This window comes from Nocardia sp. Tas62D01 (assembly GCF_055232035.1).
Genome location: NZ_JBUYUZ010000001.1, coordinates 8,633,495 through 8,648,336, shown reverse-complemented (window position 1 = coordinate 8,648,336; position 14,842 = coordinate 8,633,495). Strand labels below are relative to the sequence as shown.

General features: G+C 63.3%; 15 protein-coding genes and 1 pseudogene. 5 read left to right on the top strand and 11 right to left on the bottom strand.

Going from position 1 to position 14,842, the window contains the following annotated elements; all coding sequences use genetic code 11:
• Nucleotides 1–6: 6 nt before the first annotated feature.
• The 3 genes and pseudogenes from ACV7NQ_RS41950 to ACV7NQ_RS41940 form a co-directional block, all read right to left on the bottom strand.
• A pseudogene (locus tag ACV7NQ_RS41950) lies at nt 7–306 on the bottom strand (protein NO VEIN domain-containing protein); the annotation flags it as partial.
• 13 nt (nt 307–319) lie between these two features.
• Nucleotides 320–1,078 carry a hypothetical protein gene (locus ACV7NQ_RS41945; RefSeq protein ID WP_463366151.1) on the bottom strand — a complete coding sequence of 253 codons (759 nt, stop codon included), beginning with the start codon at nt 1,076–1,078 and terminating at the stop codon, nt 320–322.
• The gene (locus tag ACV7NQ_RS41940; RefSeq protein WP_463364569.1) at nt 1,071–1,496 is read right to left on the bottom strand and encodes a transposase; all 426 of its coding nucleotides are present in this window, start codon (nt 1,494–1,496) and stop codon (nt 1,071–1,073) included. The genes ACV7NQ_RS41945 and ACV7NQ_RS41940 overlap by 8 nt, the downstream gene beginning before the upstream one ends.
• Between ACV7NQ_RS41940 and ACV7NQ_RS41935 the strand changes: the two genes are divergently transcribed.
• Nucleotides 1,441–1,743, top strand: coding sequence for a hypothetical protein (locus ACV7NQ_RS41935; RefSeq protein WP_463366150.1), 303 nt, complete (start codon nt 1,441–1,443; stop codon nt 1,741–1,743). The genes ACV7NQ_RS41940 and ACV7NQ_RS41935 overlap by 56 nt on opposite strands.
• A gap of 173 nt (nt 1,744–1,916) precedes the next feature.
• On the opposite strand, the gene ACV7NQ_RS41930 is transcribed toward ACV7NQ_RS41935, so the two are convergent.
• Nucleotides 1,917–2,108 carry a hypothetical protein gene (locus ACV7NQ_RS41930; protein ID WP_463364568.1) on the bottom strand — a complete coding sequence of 64 codons (192 nt, stop codon included), beginning with the start codon at nt 2,106–2,108 and terminating at the stop codon, nt 1,917–1,919.
• A 278-nt stretch (nt 2,109–2,386) separates the two neighbouring features.
• Between ACV7NQ_RS41930 and fxsT the strand changes: the two genes are divergently transcribed.
• A complete protein-coding gene (gene fxsT / locus ACV7NQ_RS41925; protein WP_463364567.1) occupies nt 2,387–4,870 on the top strand; it encodes an FxSxx-COOH system tetratricopeptide repeat protein in 2,484 nt (827 codons plus the stop codon).
• Here fxsT and ACV7NQ_RS41920 read toward each other — a convergent pair.
• From ACV7NQ_RS41920 to ACV7NQ_RS41910, 3 genes are read right to left on the bottom strand one after another with little or no spacing between them, the layout of a single operon-like run.
• Nucleotides 4,859–5,002 (bottom strand): helix-turn-helix domain-containing protein, encoded by a 144-nt coding sequence (locus ACV7NQ_RS41920; RefSeq protein WP_463364566.1) that lies wholly within the window; start codon nt 5,000–5,002, stop codon nt 4,859–4,861. The two genes, fxsT and ACV7NQ_RS41920, sit on opposite strands and share 12 nt — an antisense overlap.
• Nucleotides 5,003–5,044: 42 nt before the next feature.
• Complete coding sequence (locus ACV7NQ_RS41915) at nt 5,045–5,443, bottom strand: hypothetical protein (protein ID WP_463364565.1); 399 nt, start codon at nt 5,441–5,443, stop codon at nt 5,045–5,047.
• On the bottom strand, nt 5,440–6,204 hold the full coding sequence (locus ACV7NQ_RS41910; RefSeq protein WP_463364564.1) for a hypothetical protein: 765 nt from the start codon (nt 6,202–6,204) through the stop codon (nt 5,440–5,442). The genes ACV7NQ_RS41915 and ACV7NQ_RS41910 overlap by 4 nt, the downstream gene beginning before the upstream one ends.
• A 100-nt stretch (nt 6,205–6,304) precedes the next feature.
• Here ACV7NQ_RS41910 and ligD point away from each other — a divergent pair, with 100 nt between their 5' ends.
• Entirely contained in the window at nt 6,305–7,243 is a 939-nt protein-coding gene (gene ligD, locus ACV7NQ_RS41905; protein ID WP_463366018.1) for a non-homologous end-joining DNA ligase, read from the top strand.
• A 9-nt stretch (nt 7,244–7,252) separates the two neighbouring features.
• Here the strand turns inward: ligD and ACV7NQ_RS41900 are convergent, their stop codons facing one another.
• Nucleotides 7,253–8,089, bottom strand: coding sequence for a DUF6585 family protein (locus tag ACV7NQ_RS41900; protein WP_463364563.1), 837 nt, complete (start codon nt 8,087–8,089; stop codon nt 7,253–7,255).
• Between the two features lie 539 nt (nt 8,090–8,628).
• Here ACV7NQ_RS41900 and ACV7NQ_RS41895 point away from each other — a divergent pair.
• Nucleotides 8,629–9,882 (top strand): ISAs1 family transposase, encoded by a 1,254-nt coding sequence (locus tag ACV7NQ_RS41895; RefSeq protein WP_463364562.1) that lies wholly within the window; start codon nt 8,629–8,631, stop codon nt 9,880–9,882.
• A gap of 18 nt (nt 9,883–9,900) precedes the next feature.
• Here ACV7NQ_RS41895 and ACV7NQ_RS41890 read toward each other — a convergent pair whose 3' ends face one another.
• The 3 genes from ACV7NQ_RS41890 to ACV7NQ_RS41880 form a co-directional block, all read right to left on the bottom strand.
• Nucleotides 9,901–11,769: a protein NO VEIN domain-containing protein gene (locus ACV7NQ_RS41890; protein WP_463364561.1), complete on the bottom strand. Its 1,869-nt coding sequence runs from the start codon at nt 11,767–11,769 to the stop codon at nt 9,901–9,903.
• On the bottom strand, nt 11,759–12,655 hold the full coding sequence (locus tag ACV7NQ_RS41885) for a hypothetical protein (protein ID WP_463364560.1): 897 nt from the start codon (nt 12,653–12,655) through the stop codon (nt 11,759–11,761). The genes ACV7NQ_RS41890 and ACV7NQ_RS41885 overlap by 11 nt, the downstream gene beginning before the upstream one ends.
• Nucleotides 12,656–12,762: 107 nt before the next feature.
• Nucleotides 12,763–13,398 carry a hypothetical protein gene (locus tag ACV7NQ_RS41880; protein ID WP_463364559.1) on the bottom strand — a complete coding sequence of 212 codons (636 nt, stop codon included), beginning with the start codon at nt 13,396–13,398 and terminating at the stop codon, nt 12,763–12,765.
• Nucleotides 13,399–13,913: 515 nt separating this feature from the next.
• Between ACV7NQ_RS41880 and ACV7NQ_RS41875 the strand changes: the two genes are divergently transcribed.
• Nucleotides 13,914–14,441, top strand: a complete 528-nt coding sequence (locus tag ACV7NQ_RS41875) for a PH domain-containing protein (RefSeq protein ID WP_463364558.1) — start codon at nt 13,914–13,916, stop codon at nt 14,439–14,441.
• The last annotated feature ends 401 nt before the right edge of the window (nt 14,442–14,842 follow it).

Sequence of the window (14,842 nt, the reverse complement as noted above, 5' to 3'; positions counted from 1 at the left end):
GTCCCGCTATTCAACGATCTCGGCGAAGCGTGCCCAGTCAGTGAATTCCCACTCCCAACGACGGCAGACGCGTTCTTTCGGCAAATCCTTCCTTGAGGGATCGAGCATCGCCAGTTTGACGCCTTTCCCATCACCGATAATGACTGCCAGCAGGTACTCGCCAGGCGAGTTCATCATCAGTGACAGTTCGTTATTGGTCATCGAGAAGCGGGCTGTAGGACCATCGACCTTCTTGACTTCGATCCGGGCTATTCGGTCAAACGGGTCGGTACCTTCAAGGTCATAACCGAGGTTCTGGTTGCTGACTCGACTTTCGCAGTTACGCGGCTGCTTGCAGCCAGGCTTGCTGGACTTCCATGATTTCCTGGGTTGTCGCTGGTCGGGGTGTGGTGGGCATAAATCGGGTGGCGATGATCTGGCGGCGGAGGTTGGTGAGCATGTCCAGGGTCGAGGGTTCGGTTTTGCTCTGGTACCAGGGTGCGGCGGCGCGTCGTTGGGCAGCGTCGTCCTGGTCGTGGCCGGCCATGGCGTACCAGATGACCAGGATGCTGTGGCAGAACAGTCCGAAGGGCACCGTCCGGGCGACAGCCCTCTCGACGCGGTTGCGGGCGTCTGCGACGCCGAGGAGGTTCTTGACATCGAAGAACGTGACCTCGATGGCCCAGCGGGCCGCGTAGCGAGCGATGATCTCTTCGGTGGTGGAGGTGAGGTCGGTGGTGATCAACGCGATGTCATAGCCATGGGCCGCACTGGTTTTGGTGGCGCGTCCGGTGTCGGTGACGAGGATGACCCGGACCGTGTCGGTGCGCCAAGTCCCGAACCACAGGCATACGCGTTCGGTGAGGTTCACGGTGCCGGTGGTGCCGTACCGCGATACTGTCCCAGTTTTCCAGGCCGCGGCCTTGGCGATATCGGTCGGTGTGCCGATCCTGGTGCCCCTCAACGCCGGTCGACCGCGTTTACCGGTTCGGGGTGGGGCGAGCTCGTGGAACACGGCGTTGACTTTGGCGCGGGTGGTGATCGTCATGCCGTCGCCGAGACCGGCGAACGCGCCGCAACCGTAGGCGGAGTCACCCACCAGGTGGACCGTGCGATCGGCGAAACTGTTCGGCGAGGACATCGAGCATGTCACGGGCCAGATCCGGTTTCCCCGCACCGCCTTTGACCGCCAACGCGGCCAGGACCGGCAACGCCACCGGGCGGGAACAGAACGGCAGCCACACCACGATCGCGAGGACCACCCAGTTGTTGCCGAATCCGAGTTTGACCTGCCCTGCCGCGGACCCGTCGTGGAACCAGCCCGCCGCGTGAACGTGGCGGCCCCGTCGACGGAACAGGGTGTCATCGACCGCGACCGTGATCGGCGTACCAGCCGGAAGTAGTTGGGACACGATCAGTTCCGCCACTATCAGCCCGAGCTGTTGGGGGTTCCATCGTGCGGTGGCGAAGAATCGGTGGGCTCGGCTCGGCGACGCGCAGGTGCTCGCCGCGCCCAACGCGCTCGGCGCCGACGGGATCGCGCAGCTGTGCGCTGATATCGACGAGCACAGCGCGGCGGCGGATTTCAGCTACACCCCGCGCCCGGCCGCAGGCTTCGCGGTCAGCCCGCTGGTCGCCGACGAACATTCCGGCAGGGTAGCCCTCGAGCTCGGCTACAACCGTGCGATGCAGCTGGTGTACGGCACCCAGCCGTCAATGCAGGACTGCCTGAACTCGATCCGCACCAACGCCCACGTCCTCTAAACCGGACGTTGGTTCGCGGCGCACGGCCGACACCTTCGTCAACAACGCCACGGCGACGGGAGCGGTGTACCCGGGTTTGACCGTGGGGTTTCGTGCAGGCACCGCGTTCAGGGCCGAGAATGGCGCGGCTCTGGTCCTCGGGTCTCTGGCGTCGGTCGGTGTCGGAGGAATTGCTAGAGCAGGGTGTATGCGGTGATACAGGCCAAGATCAGGGTGAGGGTGCTGGCGAAGCCGATTCCGCCAGCTGTGATGGTGGTGGCGAGGGTGGCGCCGTCGATGCGGGAGAGTATGCCCGCGGTGATCCCGACGATGAGCGCGGTGAGACCGGCGACGGTGAGCAGGAGGGCTTTGTTGGTGCGTGACATGAGGTTTCCGATCGACGTGAGGTGAAGCGGTCGCCTTCCAGTGAGCCGTTGGATTCGACGGTGTACGAATCCCGGAGTCAGTTATTGTGCGGATATGTGCATGTCGGGAGGGGTTTCGCGGGTCTACGACTCGTGCTGGGTCGTCACGAGTCGAGGAAGACGTAGTGATGTCCGGTAGGCCTGCTTCGCCGCGAGATGAGTACCTTGCGCAGTGGCGGGCGCTGTACGCGGCGGCCGGTGAGCCCTCACCGACGGCTATCGCCTGCGAAACTGGTGGCATGGTATCGAGCAGTACTGTCGCGGGGTGGTTCGACTTTGATGACGCCGCAGTGGTAATCCCGCGTGATACGGCCAAATTCGAGAAGGTACTGCAGGTGTTGTACGCCAAGTCCGGGAAGACCCCCGCGGCGAGGACTCCAGATAAGCGCACAATCGCCTACTGGCAGACCCTACGCGGCAACGCGCAACGCAAACCACCGCGATCCCAACCCGGCCCGGATTCACTCGATGCCGGGTGTGTGGTGGTGGGCAGGATCCCCCGACGCGCACCGTATTTCGTGGTCCGTGCGCAGGTGGAGGAACTGCGGGAGACGCTGCAACGTGTACCGGTGGCGGTAGTGGTGACCGGGATGCGGGGGGCGGGCAAGACACAAGTGGCGGCTGCCTATGCCCGAGATGCCATCGGTGCAGGGGATGGGGTGGTGGGCTGGGTCAACGCCGAAACCTCCGACACCCTGCTGGCCGGTCTTGCCGATATCGCGACCCGAGTCGGGGTAGCCGACCCCGACGGCGATTCCGCGGTCTCGGCCCGAAGGCTGCGTGATCACTTGTCGGGACGCCAGGAGCCAGCGCTACTGGTGTTGGACAACGCCACCGACCCTGACCTGGTAGATCGATTTCTGCCGACCGGTGGTGTGACCCGGGTGGTGGTTACCAGTATCGACCGCTCGTTCACTCAACTCGGCGAGATCGTCGACGTCGGTGAGGGATTCGCCCGCGATGAATCGATCACCTATCTGCAAGAGTCGACCGGCTTGAACGACGACATCGGTGCCGCGCAGGTGGCGAAGGATCTGGGGGATCTGCCGTTGGCGTTGTCGGCCGCGGCGGCCACCATCACCGGCCGTCGCCTGGACTACAGCCGCTACCGACAACTCCTTGCTGCCCAACCACTGCCCGCGGTGCTGCCGCGCCGTAGAGGAAGCGACCACCCCTTGGCCGTGGATCAGGCGCTACTGTTGTCGATCCAAACCACCGAAACCCCCACCGGCGCCACAGAACTCGACGAGAAGGTGCGCTGGCTGCTGGGCGTGATGGCGTTGCTGGCCCCCGATGGCGTCGACCACATGATGCTGCCCGACTCCGACTGCCATCTAGCCGCAGCACTGCAGCGGTGCGTGGAAGGATCGCTGCTGTCGTGGTCGACCACCGGGAACACCATCGTGATGCACCGACTGCTGGGCCGGGTTCTGCGACAACGCGCCCAAACCACCCACACAATTACCAGTATCGCCACCGACGCGGTCGCGATACTTGCACCGCAATTGTTCGATGAAGCCCATGCGTTCCAACGGCGGGAAGAAGGCTCCCGGCTGGTCGACCACATAGAAGCACTCTGGGAAGCCATCAAAGACATCCCCGACCTCGACACCCTCACCATCGTGTTGGCCATGCGCCGGTGGGCTACCCATCAACTCATCGAATCCCCTGACCTCACCCGTGCTATCAACCTAGCTCACCACACTGTCGTCGAACACGAACAGGTTCTCGGTTCCGACCACCCCGATACCCTGACAGCCCGCCATACTCTCGCCTACGCCTACCACTGGGCGGAGCGACTGCCGGAGGCGATCACTCTGCACGAGCAGGTTTTCACTGACCGTGAACGGGTCCTCGGCCCTGATCACCCCGACACCCTGACAGCCCGCTACAACGTCGCCAACACCTACGAGTCAGCCGGGCGGCTATCCGAAGCGATCGACCTGTATGACCGGAACCTCACTGACCGTGAACGGGTCCTCGGCCCCGACCACCCCGACACCCTGCACTCCCGCAACAACCTCGCCAACACCTACAGATCAGCGAGACGGCTATCCGAAGCGATCGACCTGTATGAGCGGAACCTCACCGACCGCGAACGGGTGCTTGGCCCCGACCACCCCGACACTCTCACCTCCCGCCACAACGTCGCAAACGCCTACTGGTCGGCGGGGCGATTGATCGAGGCGATCGAACTGCACGAGCACGTCCTCAGTGATCGCGAACGCGTCCTGGGCGCTGATCACCCCGACACCCTGCTTTCTCGCAACAGCCTCGCTGGCACGTACAGATCAGCGAGACGGCTATCCGAAGCGATCGACCTGTATGAGCGGAACCTCACCGACCGCGAACGGGTGCTTGGCCCCGACCACCCCGACACTCTCACCTCCCGCCACAACGTCGCAAACGCCTACTGGTCGGCGGGGCGATTGATCGAGGCGATCGAACTGCACGAGCACGTCCTCAGTGATCGCGAACGCGTCCTGGGCGCTGATCACCCCGACACCCTGCTCTCCCGCAACAACCTCGCCCTCGCCTACCGAGATGTGGGACGTGCGGCCGAGGCGATCCCGTTGTTCGAACGGAACCTTGCGGACTGCGAGCGGATCCTGGATCCCGACCACCCCCACATCCTGATTGCCCGCGATAACCTCAGTTCGGCGAGGCAACAGGATGAAAGCGTGCCCTCAAACGAAGGCTCAACGGATGATTCAAGCCCGTAGGTAGGTGTAGACGGTTTCGCGGCTGATCCCGAATTCCCTGGCCAGTGCAGATTTTGGTTCACCGGCGGCAGCACGTGACCGGAATTCGTCGGCTTGTTCTGCCAGTGAAGCCGATCTTGACCGAGGGACCACTGCCGCAGGTCGAAGGTATGGAAGGGGAGCTGTTTTGGACGTTCAGCCCAACGCGGTGGGACGACGAAGCGTTTGCGCCACCGTGGCCTGTGCAGCGATGGTGGGACGGGCGGTCGATGCAGCAGTTCCCGAGTTTGAGGAATCCTGGCTCGACTGGGCGTGTGGCCTACGTTCCGGAGCGCGAGGAACCACGGCGGGCGAAGCGGAAAAGGCGGCGGCGCCGAAACGTATTCTCGCCCAAGCGAACTGCACGGCGGGTATCCAGTCGTCGGTGATCTGCGGGTCGAGGCTGAAGGCGGCGACACCGAGGGCTGCGGGTCCGTCGCGCTTCGGCGTTCGGTCGGGGAGCATCCACACCTTGCGTGGATTCACCAGAACGGGGCGAGGCGGTTGAAGTCGGCGCAACGCCGCGTACCTGTCGCCGTCCATGGTGGCGCTCATCCGGTTTGCGTGAGCGGGCTGGCGATCGCCGCGACCGCTGTCTGCCGGGTCCAGCATGTACGGCCCGGCCCGGCTCCGGCGAGGGTCAGTCGCGAGATGCTCGGGCGAGTGCCACGCCCGGATACGCGGACATCGAGATGTATTTCTTGCAGGCGACCGCGGCCTTGGCCGAGGCCGGTGTAGGCGGCGGGGCGGGACTCCAGTTGCAGATCCGGCCGTGCCCATCCGCGGGTGGTGACGATGAGTACGGTGCCGTGGCTGCGTGCTCGCGCGACGACCGCGCGGGACGGTGACGGCGGTGCGGATCCGGCGACGTCGAGCACCACGACGGGGACGCCTTCGAGCAGGGCCGCGGCGATCGACATCGGGTCGTCTCCTGGGTTCGGCACGTGGGCGAGTCGTGCGAGGTTGCCGCCCATTTCGTGGAATGCGAGTAGGCCGATTCGCGGGTTGCCCAGGACCGCTGCCGTTTCGCCAGCGGCGGTGGCGGCGGCCAGTAATCCGAGCAGCACCGAGCCGCCGCCGGTGCAGCCGAGGACACTGCCGCGCGGCAGTCCGCCATCGGGTAGCGCCTCGCCGAGTCCTCCTGGGATCTCGAGGACATCCGCCGCGGGCGCTGGTGGGGTGGTTACGGCGTCGACTTCGCCTGGGATCGCCGCCATTTGGGCGCGCAGGGCGTCCAGTTGTGCGGCGCGCGGCAGCCCGGCCAGTGGCCTGTCGGGTCGCTCGCCATCTCCCTGAAGGCCGTTTCTGTCGAACATATGTTCGTATAATGACACGCCTGGTGGCGCTGCGTCGATAGCGAACCCGGATCGCGATAGCTGAAAGTACGCTGATGGTGTGGTTGCGGTGCCGGAACCGATGCTGGCCGTCGCAGGGCGGCCGCCGGATACTGCTGCCTGGGCGATCGAAATGAAGTGGGACGGCGTGCGCGCAATGATCGTCTGCGACAGCGACAGCTGCCGCCTGTACAGCAGAAACAGTCGAGACGTCACCAGTTCATATCCGGAGCTCGCCGCAGCGATCGCGGAATCCGCGCGGGGTCGGGAGTTGATTCTCGACGGCGAAGTGATCGCGCAGAAGCCGTCTGGCGCACCATCGTTTGGTTTGCTGCAACGTCGCATGCATGTCGTGCGGCCCACCCAGCAGCTGATCCGGTCGGTGCCGGTGCAGCTGTATGCGTTCGACGTATTGACCGCGGACGGCGAGGATGTCACGGGGCTTCCCTATCTGACTCGGCGCGCCCGCCTGGCCGACCTCGAGCTGTCGGCACCGTTGGTGAGCGTCCCGCCGTACTGGTTGGAGGTCGACGCCGATCGGATGCTCGAAGTGGCCCGCGAGCACCACCTCGAGGGCATCGTGTCCAAGGAGATCGAATCGGCCTACCACCCGGGTCGCCGGTCGCCGGTGTGGATCAAGACCCCGATCCGCGAGACCACCGAGGCGATCGTGACCGGGTGGACGCCCGGGACCGGGATGATGTCGCGCACCTTCGGGTCGCTGGCGTTGGGCGCCTACGACTCCGACGGTCGCCTCGTCTACATCGGCAATGTCGGCACCGGGTTCACGATGGCGGCCCGCCGCAGCCTGAGGGCACGACTCGACGAACTCGCCACATCGGAAAGTCCGTTCGACACGCCTCTCGGTGGTCGCGCCCGCCCCGCAGCGGTGCGCTGGGTACGGCCGGAGCTGATCGGCGGCATCGAATACCGCGAATACACCGGCGAAGGGCTGCGACACCCGAGCTGGCGGGGTCTGCGCAGCGACAAGGAACTTGCCGAGATCACCCTGCCGGGTTAGTCGGGCTAGTTAGTTTTTCTGGGACGGCCTACATCCGAGCAGCACCGTCACGGCCGTGCGCTTTGCGTAGGTGTTCGGCCAGCGTGTGGAACACGAAGAAGTTTCGAATGCTACTGACCCGGTGCGGGCCAGCGAGAACCATTGTCCTGCTTGTTTGATACTCACCACCCCGTCATGGACCTTGATCTCCTCGATCTGCGGCCACGGCGCGGATTTCTGCTCCCCGCCGATCTCGGACATGGTGAGCCACAGCGGACCGAAGTCCAACCGCTGCCCGGCCTGCAACGCAGACCAGGACGCCGGCAACTGGACCCTGGTGACCGCATCCTGGATCTGGGGGCCCCACTCCTGTGGCCGCGGATAGCTGCCGGTCAACTCGATCGCGGTACCGGCCGTGTCGGTAAGCGTGTAGCGGTAGCCCACGCCGCCGGTCTGCTGATACCTGATAGTCGACTGCAGCACCGATGCGTTGTCGTAGCGAATAATCCGGATCCCGGTTCCGGTGGCCTGCACCAGCCCGTGCTCGTACAGATCGAGGCGTAGGTCGCGAACCTTGCCGGAAACCGTCCGCGCCCCAACAACAGCGAGCAGCAGAAAAACCCCGCCGATGCAGCAGCAGATCGTTGAAAATATGATCAGCGACTCGGATTTCACGAACACACCCACGAGCACGGCGACCAGGCCGACCAACTCCAGAACGGCCGGCCCCTGCACAGCCTTCCGGAATGTGATCGTCGGGACCCGATAGGCCGATTGGTGCTGTCCCAGCTCCGCCCGCGCTGCGGCCTGCCCGATCTGCGCGAGCAGATTCGGATCGTCCTGCGCCTGAATTGCCTGAGCGGCCACGCCTCCCCCTTCGTCCCGACAGCGTTTGCGAACGGAAGACTACCGAACGAGCCCGGCCGGGTGCCCGCCGATGCAGGCGCGGGCGGTGCTGCCGGGTAGCGAACTACGCACCGCCACAGATTTTTTGACGTTCCTGAACTGCATGACGCACAGCGCGTGGTTCGGCCTGAACGGCTACATCTGAAGACCAACAGCACCAGACGATCTCGGGTGCGTTACAGTGCACAGCCGTGCACTTCGCATGTGCAACAACACTGTTCATCGGTAGTCTGACATCCCGGTAGAGGTATAGACGAGGGTGGGCACGATGACGGCAGCGGTCTTGGCGGCCGTGGCACTTGGTTGACACTGGCCGACCCAGCGGCCGAGCAGGAGAGGTACTTGGCAGGCAGGCGTAGAGCCCCGGGGCTACCCAGGGCGTCGGCGTTCTTGTGGGGTGACGGTCTGACCTGGTGTTTCGGTGTGTCGTTGAGGGCGGGCGCGGCAGCAGTGCGTGATGATCGTGGTTGCTGAAGCCCGATCGCCCGAAAGCTGTTGCCGTGCCCGCTGTCTCATCATCTCTTGTTTCCGATATTCCAGTCGAGGCGAGTGGCGTCGGCGGTGTCCCCGGCGCCCGCGACGACCTCGCGACCGTGGTTCCTGCCGAATTGCTGGAAGTGCTGAAGCGGGTGGCTGATCCGCGGCGTCGGCAGGGTCGCCGGTTCTCGCTGGCATCGGTTCTGCTGGTGGCGCTGGCCGCGACGATGGCCGGTGCCCGGTCGTTCGCAGCGATCGGGGAATGGGCCGGCGACGCGCCGGTGACCGTGCTGCGCCGGTTGGGTCTGGCAGGCTCGGCGCCGAGTGAGAAGACGATCCGCCGCCTGCTGCAACGCCTCGACGGCGATGGGCTCGATGTCGCGCTGGGAGCTTGGATGTGGTTGCGTGCCACAATGATCGGTGGTGTCACCGTGTTGTCGTTCGATGGTAAGACTCTCAAAGGCGCCCGCGATGCCGCCGGGCGGCTGACGCATCTGCTCGCCGGGATCTGCCAGGCCACCGGCCTGGTCGTGGCCCAGATCGCGGTGGCGGGCAAGACCAGCGAGACACCCACGCTGCGGGAACTACTGAAGACCTTGACCATCACCGGATGCGTGATCACCGCCGATGCCGCCCACACTTGCCGTGAGACCGCGCAGCTGATCGTCGATGCCCGAGCGCATTACATTCTCACCATCAAGGCCAACCAGCCGAAGCTGCGGAAACGCTGTAAAGCGTTGCCCTGGAACAATATTCCCGTGCTCGACCGAACGACCGGAAAGCCTGCGCACGGCCGGATCGAGACCCGCACCCTGCAAGCCACCGAAATCTCGGCCGGGATCGGGTTCCCCGGCGCGGTCCAGGTACTGCGTGTCCGGCGCACCCGTACCGTTGTCTCCGGGCATCGCCGCACCCGCAAACAGACCCGCGAAACCATCTACGTGATCACCAGCCTGTCGGCTCTCGATGCCAGCCACCAACAGATAGCCGACTGGTTGCGAGGACACTGGTCGATCGAAAATTCCCTCCACCACGTCCGCGACGTCACCTTCGACGAGGACCGCCACCAGAACCGCACCGGCACCGGCCCCCAAGTCCTGGCCACGGTCCGTATTCCGTCATCAGCGTCCTGCGACTGGCCGGGCACCACAACATCGCCCAAGCACTGCGACATCACTCCCGAGACTTCAATCGCCCGGTCGAACTACTCCTCACCTGCTGAAACAAGAACGCCGAGGCCCTGCGGGGCTACCCGGGGCGCAATCAGATCAGCGTGAAATCTGCGCCGCAGCCCGCTATTCGACGATCTCGGCGAAGCGTGCCCAGTCAGTGAATTCCCACTCCCAACGACGGCAGACGCGTTCCTTCGGCAAATCCTTCCTTGAGGGATCGAGCATCGCCAGCTTGACGTTTTTCCCATCACCGACAATGACTGCCAGCAGGTACTCGCCAGGCGAGTTCATCATCAGTGACAGTTCGTTATTGGTCATCGAGAAGCGGGCTGTCGGACCGTCAACCTTCTTGACTTCGATCCGGGCTATTCGGCCAAACGGATCGGTACCTTCAAGGTCATAACCCAGGTTCTGGTTGCTCACGTCGCGAAGCTTCCAGCCCCGACCGTTGAGGTACTCCATGGTCACGACTTCGGCGGCACGCCATCTGTGAATCACCGCAGCCAGTGCTTGTGTTCCGTGGACGGACCGGCCCGCTATGTCGGCGAGTCGAGCTGTTGCATCGACCGGCTCGACGGCCTTCCTTACAGAAATTACGCGAGGTACGTCGCTGCTTAGCTCATTCGTAGGCAGGGACTCGATAAGCTCTTGTTCCGCCGCTGAAAGGGAACGACCGTGCGTAGCTGAGAGTTGACGGAGATGACCAGCAAGTCGCTGGCGCAAAGAATCGGATAGCTCGGACGGTGCCACCTTCTCCAATACAGACGAAAAATTCACTGTCCCGAGCCCCAATGCAGCTTTGACGGCACGAGCGCTCGACTGGTTGGACTGCGCGTACAGGGCTTCCGGAGCACCGGCCGGGAAGATAGTTGCGACATCTTCTGGCTCAAACGAAACTGGCGAGTACCCAAACGATGGCGGATTCGTCGTCATGTCGTCGCGTAGCGCGGTGACCAGCAACTTGCTGACCGTTACGTTGGATGCCAGCATCGAGCTTCGTAGATCCTCCCCCTCAAGGACAAATTTCCACAAGAGCTCGAATAGCGTGCCGGAGCCCCGCAAGATACCACCAATAATCGACGCGGCGTCCTGCAACACCGCATAAGTAGAGTCATCGGCTACGACAGCATGTGTCCGCGACGGGTCGGTCAAAATATCGCCGGAAATTACGACAGGAAACCCCACTTCATCGTTCAGGGGTAGGAAGCATGCTAACCGACCTCGCGCGCCTGCCAGGGCCAGAGCGCGCGTGTCCAAGGGAATCGCAACCGTTGCGATCCGTCCGGTCAACAGGCCGAAGCTTGCCTCGCCCTGGTCATCTCGCAGTACGACACGGTCAGGCTCCCGGCCGATGCGCATAGTCTTGCGACCACGATCCGTCGCGATGGTGACATGCTCGATGTTGCGCAAGAAGAGGAAGCTCATCGGGTCGATCTCGCCAACGTGACCGTCATGATCTGCTGCACACGAGACCGCGAACGTGACCCCATCGGTCCACTGCTCTGGACGTACCTCGGACGGAACCCGAATAAGTGGAACTCCTGCGGGATCCACACCGCCGAGCATTTCAGACGCCGAATAGCGGTCGAAGGTGAACGCGACATTCCCCGAGTGCACGTCGATGCGATGCGCGATGGCGGCCAGAGACTTGAATCCGATTCCCCGGTACCCGATCGTGTGTCCGCCACGCTGTTTCGTCGAATTCGCGCTTCGACATAAGGACTCGATGTCGGGGTCGTTCAGAATTCTTCCGTTGTTTCGCCATTCGAAACTGCCACCGCCAACAATTACCTCGACGGCAGACGAACCGGCATCGTCGGAGTTTTGCAGGAGTTCGTACGCCACACGATTCCGGTATGTTTCTGCGAGTAAACCTTCCATGCGGGCGATTTCACCGAAGAGACCGGGCGCCTGTGTGTACTCCCTCAGTAGGACTCTCTGAAGAGCCTCGATCTTGTCTACAGTGGCCGTAGCCATTTCGTCACCAGTCATGATGGCCGCTGTCCCGAAGTCGGATGATCACACGGGACGGCTCGCCGGCATAATCGTCGGTTTCGTTTTCCCAGTGCATAACCCACCGCGGCTGCCGGCGCGGTGACCCCTCCGCTGCCCCGCCAGGGATCACGCAGCAGAAATCCAAGCTCTTGGTGTCCAGTAGGAAGCCCTCCTCATCGAGAACCTCCAGTCCCAGGCTTGGCACCGCGACGCCTCCGGAACGAGTGAGGGAAGATTCGGCGAGCTGTTCCGAAACAACTTCGAATGCGCCTTCCAAGTGAACCCGAACCGCAGGAGGATTCGGGCGGATAGTTTTCGACCGCGTGCCGACATCTGCCTTTGCTGAGGTAACATGCGTGGTGACGGATTGAAGCCGCGTCTCGTCGATAATCTCGACAGGAAGCGCCCTGGGCTGCGCAGGCGGGAAATCCCACCATGCGTATATATTATCGATAATCGACAGATCGAAAGCGGAAATCCTTAATGAAATTTCGTCGGCACGAAGCGGTTCTTCGCTGAGCCACTTCTCACTTACTTCGGAAAGGCGCAACGCCGATTCGCCAACCTCCTTTACGGTTGCAAATTTACTGACCAACTCCAGACAGCCGGGAACCAGCTCTGGGGTGTGTCGATTCAAGGTAACGAACAGTTGAGGAACCCTGGCATCGTCGCCCTCGCCGCCGAATCGCGATCGTATGAAGCGGTCGTTCCAATCTTCCGGGAGGAATCGGGCCGTAACGGAAACTGCAACCTGCTGTGCGTGGTAGTTGTCATAGTGCTCGCGTGTTGAAAGTCGCCCCTGACATTCCACATCCCAGCCAAGGAGTGACAATCCTAGCTCGTCTACCTCGGCGCCCAAATTCTCAATGGTCTTGTCCGTCATATCACTCCAAAGCTGCCTATACACATACGAATTGGCCAATAGTCCTTATTATCTGTCTCCGTCAACCGGCTGTGGTCACCGCCAGGAATTTGAGGATCGTGGATTGATTATCCCGCCTGGCTGACTTCGCACTGTCCGCCTTTCTCATCTTCATTGCCGCTGGCGACGATGTTCACGCTGGCGATGCTGTCCACCGGGTGAAGGTCCTGAAACTCATGCCCCTTGAAGCCGACGCCGATTGTCGCCTCACGTCCGGCGTAAGTGCTGCCGTCCTTGAAGATCAATGTGTAGTCGACATCCTGGACGGCATCGACGTTGACCTGAATATAGGTACCGCCATGGCTGTCGCTCGTGAAGTAGGCGACAGCCATGGGACACTCAGGCAGCGGGTCACCGGACTTCCACGGGACTCCCAGCGCGTAAGTGATGGTGGATGCGTCGGTGGCGGTCGATTGGGTAGTCGACGGAGAAGTTGCGGCCGCGGGACTGGTGGTCGCCGGAGTCGTCAGCGCTGCTGTGGTCGGCGCCGCAGACCCCGGTAGCGTGCTGTGGATTGTGGTCGGCGCACTGCTTGCCGGCGCGGCTGTGGTCTTGTGTGAGGTGCTTTTCGGCAGGATCAGCGCGACGACGAACACGGGGATCGACGCCAGGAGTAGGAATCCGGCGGACTTCCGGTTGTGGATCCTGACGTAGTCGATGTGGCCCCGGATCAACGCTATGACCCCGATGACGATCATCGTCATCCAGATGAGGACGAGGATCGTTCCTGCAGCCTGCATGCGGCGTTCCCTGCTCTAGTTGATCTGCGCGACAGCAGATCCCGACCGACGCTCATCGTAGAATCACCCCAGACCGTTAACGCGGTTCCGAGAGCACTTTTTCGGCCTCGTCAAACGCGCCCGACCGGTCAGTGCGCCTCGTCAACCTGGACCGGCGCCGGTTGCGTCGACACTCCCCCACCTTCCTCATGGCCCAATCCTCTGTCCAGCCGAATGAGGACGGCCGGAGAGAGTAGTCAATGCGACCCGGGCGATCCCAGACACGCCAAGACCTCTCGTACAAGCAATCGTGTGACCGCCAGGCCGAGGAAGGACCGGTGTCGGATGCCAGGGGGAGGGGCTGGCAGGCGACAGGCCCGGAACCCAGCTGAACTGCGCGCCCTCCCGTGACCTACGCCCGCCCGTAACAGCACCACCCCAACCAGCGATCATGGAGGCGCACCAACAGCGCAACCGACATCAGGTCCTGGAGAGGTTCAATGACCGACGACATGCGACCGGACATCGCCGAAGCGTTCAGCGACATCCCGAAGACCGGCAACCGCAAACGCTCGGTCCGCAAACTGCCCGAATACCTCACCGCCGGTGAAACGGTCCACGCGATCGCTGGCGGCTGGACCAACGAGCAAGACGGACTCCTCATCGCCACCGACCGCCGCGCAATATTCGTCGCCGAGGGCATCATCAACCACAGCTTCGAGGACTTCCCCTACGACCGCATCACCTCCGTCACCACCACCCGCGGAATGCTCCTCGCGAAGGTGCTGATCTCCAGCGGCGGCGCGCAACGCGTCATCGAGAACATCGACAAGAAATCAGCCGAACGGGTAGCCGCCGTCATCCGCGAACGCGTGGAGGCGATCACCCGCGAGCGCTCCGTGCCCGCAGCGGCTGCCGCGCCGGTCAGCATCGCTGGGGAACTACGCGAACTCGCCGAGTTGCGCGACGCAGGAACCCTCACGACCGCCGAGTTCGAACAGCAGAAGGCGCGACTCCTCGCGCGCTAGTCCCGGCTAAGGTGGCGCGAGGTGACCGCCGTGCGGCACCGCTGCTCGTCTGTCTACCGGAAGCCATGTCGTGCCACCGGTGTGATCATCTCCTCGAAGCTGGAACACCCTCCCTCACGCCAGGACTTGAGCGCGTCCGCAAGTACGCGGCGATGACGCTGGCGCTCACGGCGATTCGCGCGTCGGGCCTCGGCGCCGGCGTGGCACAGGAAGCACGGGCAGACGTTGGTGCCGGTGTAATGCAGAGCCCAATGGCAGCGAGTCTGGCACTCGGCTCGAGTGAGTGGAAGGTGTGGCGGCAGATCGCACACGTCATGGTCGGACGCGTGATCGCTACGTGCCGCGAATTCACGACGGTGGAGCCGGACGCGAAGCGGGGTATGGGCATCGGTGCGAGACAA

Bases quoted from the DNA above. Each gene is read 5' to 3' on its own strand.
- ligD (WP_463366018.1), top strand. From the start codon at position 6,305: ATGCTGGCCGTCGCAGGGCGGCCGCCGGATACTGCTGCCTGGGCGATC.
- fxsT (WP_463364567.1), top strand. From the start codon at position 2,387: ATGGTATCGAGCAGTACTGTCGCGGGGTGGTTCGACTTTGATGACGCC.
- ACV7NQ_RS41915 (WP_463364565.1), bottom strand. From the start codon at position 5,443: ATGAGCGCCACCATGGACGGCGACAGGTACGCGGCGTTGCGCCGACTT.
- ACV7NQ_RS41885 (WP_463364560.1), bottom strand. From the start codon at position 12,655: ATGACGGACAAGACCATTGAGAATTTGGGCGCCGAGGTAGACGAGCTA.
- ACV7NQ_RS41930 (WP_463364568.1), bottom strand. From the start codon at position 2,108: ATGTCACGCACCAACAAAGCCCTCCTGCTCACCGTCGCCGGTCTCACC.
- ACV7NQ_RS41890 (WP_463364561.1), bottom strand. From the start codon at position 11,769: ATGACTGGTGACGAAATGGCTACGGCCACTGTAGACAAGATCGAGGCT.
- ACV7NQ_RS41875 (WP_463364558.1), top strand. From the start codon at position 13,914: ATGACCGACGACATGCGACCGGACATCGCCGAAGCGTTCAGCGACATC.
- ACV7NQ_RS41910 (WP_463364564.1), bottom strand. From the start codon at position 6,204: ATGTTCGACAGAAACGGCCTTCAGGGAGATGGCGAGCGACCCGACAGG.
- ACV7NQ_RS41880 (WP_463364559.1), bottom strand. From the start codon at position 13,398: ATGACGATGATCGTCATCGGGGTCATAGCGTTGATCCGGGGCCACATC.